The organism is Ideonella lacteola (assembly GCF_038066555.1).
In the GTDB taxonomy this organism is placed as follows: domain Bacteria; phylum Pseudomonadota; class Gammaproteobacteria; order Burkholderiales; family Burkholderiaceae_C; genus Ideonella; species Ideonella lacteola.
The window spans coordinates 492,777-498,890 of the sequence record NZ_JBBUTG010000003.1; the positions used below are offsets into that span (position 1 = coordinate 492,777).

A 6,114-nucleotide genomic window follows, 5' to 3' on the forward strand; every position below is an offset into this window, starting at 1 on the left:
GCTAGGCAACAAGTTAAGCCTGATGACCATAGCGAGGTGGTCCCACTCCTTCCCATCCCGAACAGGACAGTGAAACGCCTCTGCGCCGATGATAGTGCGGATTCCCGTGTGAAAGTAGGACATCGTCAGGCTAATATTCGAGTAAAACGCCCGGTTTCTCCGGGCGTTTTTATCTTTGAATGATGAGTTCGTGCTATGATCTCATCCTTCAGCGATAAGCTGGATTGATCGAAAGATCTGCTCTTTAAAAACTAACAGCCGATAAGCGTGGGTGTTTGAAGGCGAGTGCTTGCTTGAGAGATCAAGCGAGTCGCAAGACTTTAAATGCTCATGGAAGTGAAGTTCACTTCAATTCTTTGAGCGAATTCAAGATCGAACTGAAGAGTTTGATCCTGGCTCAGATTGAACGCTGGCGGCATGCCTTACACATGCAAGTCGAACGGTAACGCGGGGCAACCTGGCGACGAGTGGCGAACGGGTGAGTAATGCATCGGAACGTGCCCAGTAGTGGGGGATAGCCCGGCGAAAGCCGGATTAATACCGCATACGACCTACGGGTGAAAGGGGGGGATCGCAAGACCTCTCGCTATTGGAGCGGCCGATGTCAGATTAGGTAGTTGGTGGGGTAAAGGCCTACCAAGCCGACGATCTGTAGCTGGTCTGAGAGGACGACCAGCCACACTGGGACTGAGACACGGCCCAGACTCCTACGGGAGGCAGCAGTGGGGAATTTTGGACAATGGGCGCAAGCCTGATCCAGCCATGCCGCGTGCGGGAAGAAGGCCTTCGGGTTGTAAACCGCTTTTGTCAGGGAAGAAATCTTCTGAGTTAATACCTCGGGAGGATGACGGTACCTGAAGAATAAGCACCGGCTAACTACGTGCCAGCAGCCGCGGTAATACGTAGGGTGCAAGCGTTAATCGGAATTACTGGGCGTAAAGCGTGCGCAGGCGGTTTTGTAAGACAGAGGTGAAATCCCCGGGCTCAACCTGGGAACTGCCTTTGTGACTGCAAAGCTTGAGTGCGGCAGAGGGGGATGGAATTCCGCGTGTAGCAGTGAAATGCGTAGATATGCGGAGGAACACCGATGGCGAAGGCAATCCCCTGGGCCTGCACTGACGCTCATGCACGAAAGCGTGGGGAGCAAACAGGATTAGATACCCTGGTAGTCCACGCCCTAAACGATGTCAACTGGTTGTTGGGAAGGTTCCTTCTCAGTAACGTAGCTAACGCGTGAAGTTGACCGCCTGGGGAGTACGGCCGCAAGGTTGAAACTCAAAGGAATTGACGGGGACCCGCACAAGCGGTGGATGATGTGGTTTAATTCGATGCAACGCGAAAAACCTTACCTACCCTTGACATGGCAGGAATCTCGCAGAGATGTGAGAGTGCTCGAAAGAGAACCTGCGCACAGGTGCTGCATGGCCGTCGTCAGCTCGTGTCGTGAGATGTTGGGTTAAGTCCCGCAACGAGCGCAACCCTTGTCATTAGTTGCTACGAAAGGGCACTCTAATGAGACTGCCGGTGACAAACCGGAGGAAGGTGGGGATGACGTCAGGTCCTCATGGCCCTTATGGGTAGGGCTACACACGTCATACAATGGCCGGTACAGAGGGCTGCCAACCCGCGAGGGGGAGCCAATCCCAGAAAACCGGTCGTAGTCCGGATCGTAGTCTGCAACTCGACTGCGTGAAGTCGGAATCGCTAGTAATCGCGGATCAGCTTGCCGCGGTGAATACGTTCCCGGGTCTTGTACACACCGCCCGTCACACCATGGGAGCGGGTTCTGCCAGAAGTAGTTAGCCTAACCGCAAGGAGGGCGATTACCACGGCAGGGTTCGTGACTGGGGTGAAGTCGTAACAAGGTAGCCGTATCGGAAGGTGCGGCTGGATCACCTCCTTTCTGGAAATACCAAAACGCGACTTTGATGCTGCTTGCAGCGCAAAGCGTAGTTGAGGTCACAGAAGCACTCAAATTCTTGCACCCACACTTATCGGCTGTGAACACAACAGTGAGTGAAGAGCGTGAGCCTGGTGAGCGTCAAGATGGCCTTGGTTGTTGTCTAGCAAGCCGGCTGACGTGATAAGACACCGGGCTCGCGTTCATTCAAGAATGCGTGGGTCTGTAGCTCAGTCGGTTAGAGCACCGTCTTGATAAGGCGGGGGTCGTTGGTTCGAATCCAACCAGACCCACCACACGAATGATCTCGTGGGGGATTAGCTCAGCTGGGAGAGCACCTGCTTTGCAAGCAGGGGGTCGTCGGTTCGATCCCGTCATCCTCCACCACTCATCTGCTGTCGAAAGCAAACCCAAGCGTCTGTGAGGCGCTTGGGTTTGCTGACGAAAGTTGGCTGTTGTTCTTTAACAATTCAAAGAGTCGAATCAGCGCTGCTGATGGAAAGTTGATCGGGGGTAAAGGCCCGCTCAGCACCGTGCCATCAGCGGCATATGATTGCGTCACCAGACTTCAACTTGAAAATCAAGTTTGAAGAACGGCATAACGCGAATACTCACAAACTGATTGCCCTAGCGTGGGTAATCGGTCCAGTCCTTGATCTGACGTCTTCAGCGACGTCAAAGTTATAGGGTCAAGTGACTAAGTGCATGTGGTGGATGCCTTGGCGATTACAGGCGACGAAGGACGTGATAGCCTGCGATAAGCTTCGGGGAGCTGGCAAATAAGCTTTGATCCGGAGATTTCCGAATGGGGAAACCCACCCTTTTAGGGTATCGCATGATGAATACATAGTCATGCGAGGCGAACCGGGTGAACTGAAACATCTCAGTAGCTCGAGGAAAAGACATCAACCGAGATTCCGAAAGTAGTGGCGAGCGAAATTGGAACAGCCTGCACGTTTTAGCAGTTGGTTTATCAGAACGGAATGGAAAGTCCGGCCATAGCGGGTGATAGCCCCGTATGAAAAAAGCCGATTGTGGAACTAGGCGTGCGACAAGTAGGGCGGGACACGTGTAATCCTGTCTGAATATGGGGGGACCATCCTCCAAGGCTAAATACTCGTAATCGACCGATAGTGAACTAGTACCGTGAGGGAAAGGCGAAAAGAACCCCGGGAGGGGAGTGAAATAGATCCTGAAACCGCATGCATACAAAAAGTCGGAGCCCGTAAGGGTGACGGCGTACCTTTTGTATAATGGGTCAGCGACTTACATTCAGTGGCAAGCTTAACCGAATAGGGAAGGCGAAGGGAAACCGAGTCCGAATAGGGCGTTCAAGTCGCTGGGTGTAGACCCGAAACCAGGTGATCTATCCATGGCCAGGATGAAGGTGCGGTAACACGCACTGGAGGTCCGAACCGACTAGTGTTGCAAAACTAGCGGATGAGCTGTGGATAGGGGTGAAAGGCTAAACAAACCTGGAGATAGCTGGTTCTCTCCGAAAACTATTTAGGTAGTGCCTCAAGTATTACCATCGGGGGTAGAGCACTGTTATGGCTAGGGGGTCATGGCGACTTACCAAACCATTGCAAACTCCGAATACCGATGAGTACAGCTTGGGAGACAGAGCACCGGGTGCTAACGTCCGGACTCAAGAGGGAAACAACCCAGACCGCCAGCTAAGGTCCCCAAAATTGGCTAAGTGGGAAACGAAGTGGGAAGGCTAAAACAGTCAGGATGTTGGCTTAGAAGCAGCCACCATTTAAAGAAAGCGTAATAGCTCACTGATCGAGTCGTCCTGCGCGGAAGATGTAACGGGGCTAAGCCAGTTACCGAAGCTGCGGATTTGCTAGCAATAGCAAGTGGTAGGAGAGCGTTCTGTACGCCTGTGAAGGTGGATCGTGAGGTCTGCTGGAGGTATCAGAAGTGCGAATGCTGACATGAGTAGCGTTAAAGGGGGTGAAAAGCCCCCTCGCCGTAAGCGCAAGGTTTCCTACGCAACGTTCATCGGCGTAGGGTGAGTCGGCCCCTAAGGCGAGGCAGAGATGCGTAGCTGATGGGAAACAGGTCAATATTCCTGTACCGATCTATAGTGCGATGTGGGGACGGAGAAGGTTAGCTCAGCCGGGTGTTGGATGTCCCGGTTCAAGCCTGTAGTCGTGCTCGGTAGGCAAATCCGCCGAGCTTAGATGAGGGGTAATAACGAGGAGGCTTGCCTCCGAAGTGAGTGATACCCTGCTTCCAGGAAAAGCCACTAAGCTTCAGCTATAGACGACCGTACCGCAAACCGACACTGGTGCGCGTGATGAGTATTCTCAGGCGCTTGAGAGAACTCTGGAGAAGGAACTCGGCAAATTGACACCGTAACTTCGGAAGAAGGTGTGCCCCTAGTAGGTGAAGTTGTACAAACGGAGCCCAATGGGGTCGCAGAGAATCGGTGGCTGCGACTGTTTATTAAAAACACAGCACTCTGCAAAGACGAAAGTCGACGTATAGGGTGTGACGCCTGCCCGGTGCTGGAAGATTAAATGATGGGGTGCAAGCTCTTGATTGAAGTCCCAGTAAACGGCGGCCGTAACTATAACGGTCCTAAGGTAGCGAAATTCCTTGTCGGGTAAGTTCCGACCTGCACGAATGGCGTAACGATGGCCACACTGTCTCCTCCAGAGACTCAGCGAAGTTGAAATGTTTGTGATGATGCAATCTCCCCGCGGAAAGACGGAAAGACCCCATGAACCTTTACTGTAGCTTTACATTGGACTTTGAACAGATCTGTGTAGGATAGGTGGGAGGCTTTGAAGCAGTGCCGCTAGGTGCCGTGGAGCCAACGTTGAAATACCACCCTGGTGTGTTTGAGGTTCTAACCTTGTCCCGTTATCCGGGATGGGGACAGTGTATGGTGGGCAGTTTGACTGGGGCGGTCTCCTCCCAAAGCGTAACGGAGGAGTTCGAAGGTACGCTAGCCACGGTCGGAAATCGTGGTGATAGTGCATTGGCATAAGCGTGCTTGACTGCGAGACTGACAAGTCGAGCAGGTACGAAAGTAGGACAAAGTGATCCGGTGGTTCTGTATGGAAGGGCCATCGCTCAACGGATAAAAGGTACTCTGGGGATAACAGGCTGATACCGCCCAAGAGTTCATATCGACGGCGGTGTTTGGCACCTCGATGTCGGCTCATCTCATCCTGGGGCTGTAGCCGGTCCCAAGGGTATGGCTGTTCGCCATTTAAAGAGGTACGTGAGCTGGGTTTAAAACGTCGTGAGACAGTTTGGTCCCTATCTTCCGTGGGCGCTGCAAGATTGAGAGAGCCTGCTCCTAGTACGAGAGGACCGGAGTGGACGCACCTCTGGTGTATCGGTTGTCACGCCAGTGGCATTGCCGAGTAGCTAAGTGCGGAAGAGATAACCGCTGAAAGCATCTAAGCGGGAAACTCGTCTCAAGATGAGTCTTGCCGGGGCCTTGAGCCCCCTGAAGAGTCGTTCGAGACCAGGACGTTGATAGGCTGGGTGTGGAAGCGCAGTAATGCGTTAAGCTAACCAGTACTAATTGCTCGTGAGGCTTGACCCTATAACTTTGATGTACAATAAACGTCAAAGTAGACTGGGTGAGAATTTATAGTTGTGCCAAATCTGGCCGACGCAATCATCTGATTCGACTCTATTGAATTGGCCCAGCAGCCTCCTCGCTGCTAGGCAACAAGTTAAGCCTGATGACCATAGCGAGGTGGTCCCACTCCTTCCCATCCCGAACAGGACAGTGAAACGCCTCTGCGCCGATGATAGTGCGGATTCCCGTGTGAAAGTAGGACATCGTCAGGCTAATATTCGAAATGCCCAGCTGGCGAATGTCAGCTGGGCTTTTTCCATTGGATCGAGCGTTTTCGCGGCTTGAAGCCTGCAAGGCGACGAGAGTGTTGGCGCCTACCTAATACATTTGGCCATGAAGGCGCGCTCATGTTGGCGAGATGACAGTTTGATTTGAGCAACCGTTGCAACAGATTAGGGGCTGAATCGGGCGATCGCTGTTTTGCCGTTGATTTCCGCCCGCATGGTGATCGTGTTGCGTGAGTCTGTTCATCAGAGTGAGCTCGATACTTTGTAAGCAGCCAGGGAACACATGTTGATCTGACAGCGCCCTGGTAGTGAACATCTGTCCGCTTAGAAGGAGTCGGACACGTGAACACTTATGGGGTCGATCTGATGGGCCGGCGGCGTCG

2 tRNA genes and 4 rRNA genes are annotated in these 6,114 nt (G+C 52.9%); all 6 read left to right on the forward strand.

The features are described 5' to 3' along the window. Window positions 1-18: 18 nt before the first annotated feature. The 6 genes from rrf (AACH06_RS07940) to rrf (AACH06_RS07965) all read left to right on the forward strand — a co-directional run bounded on the left by rrf (AACH06_RS07940) (window position 19) and on the right by rrf (AACH06_RS07965) (window position 5,716). Window positions 19-131: ribosomal RNA gene (gene rrf / locus AACH06_RS07940) — 5S ribosomal RNA — on the forward strand. 243 nt (window positions 132-374) lie between these two features. After that, a 16S ribosomal RNA gene (locus AACH06_RS07945) occupies window positions 375-1,903 on the forward strand. A 216-nt stretch (window positions 1,904-2,119) separates the two neighbouring features. Further along, window positions 2,120-2,196, forward strand: a tRNA-Ile gene (locus tag AACH06_RS07950). Window positions 2,197-2,211: 15 nt separating this feature from the next. Continuing rightward, window positions 2,212-2,287: transfer RNA gene (locus tag AACH06_RS07955), tRNA-Ala, on the forward strand. A gap of 300 nt (window positions 2,288-2,587) precedes the next feature. Continuing rightward, window positions 2,588-5,465 (forward strand): 23S ribosomal RNA (locus AACH06_RS07960). A 138-nt stretch (window positions 5,466-5,603) separates the two neighbouring features. Continuing rightward, window positions 5,604-5,716: ribosomal RNA gene (gene rrf / locus AACH06_RS07965) — 5S ribosomal RNA — on the forward strand. The 16S, 23S and 5S rRNA genes sit together here with 2 tRNA genes alongside, the layout of an rRNA operon. Window positions 5,717-6,114 lie beyond the last annotated feature (398 nt).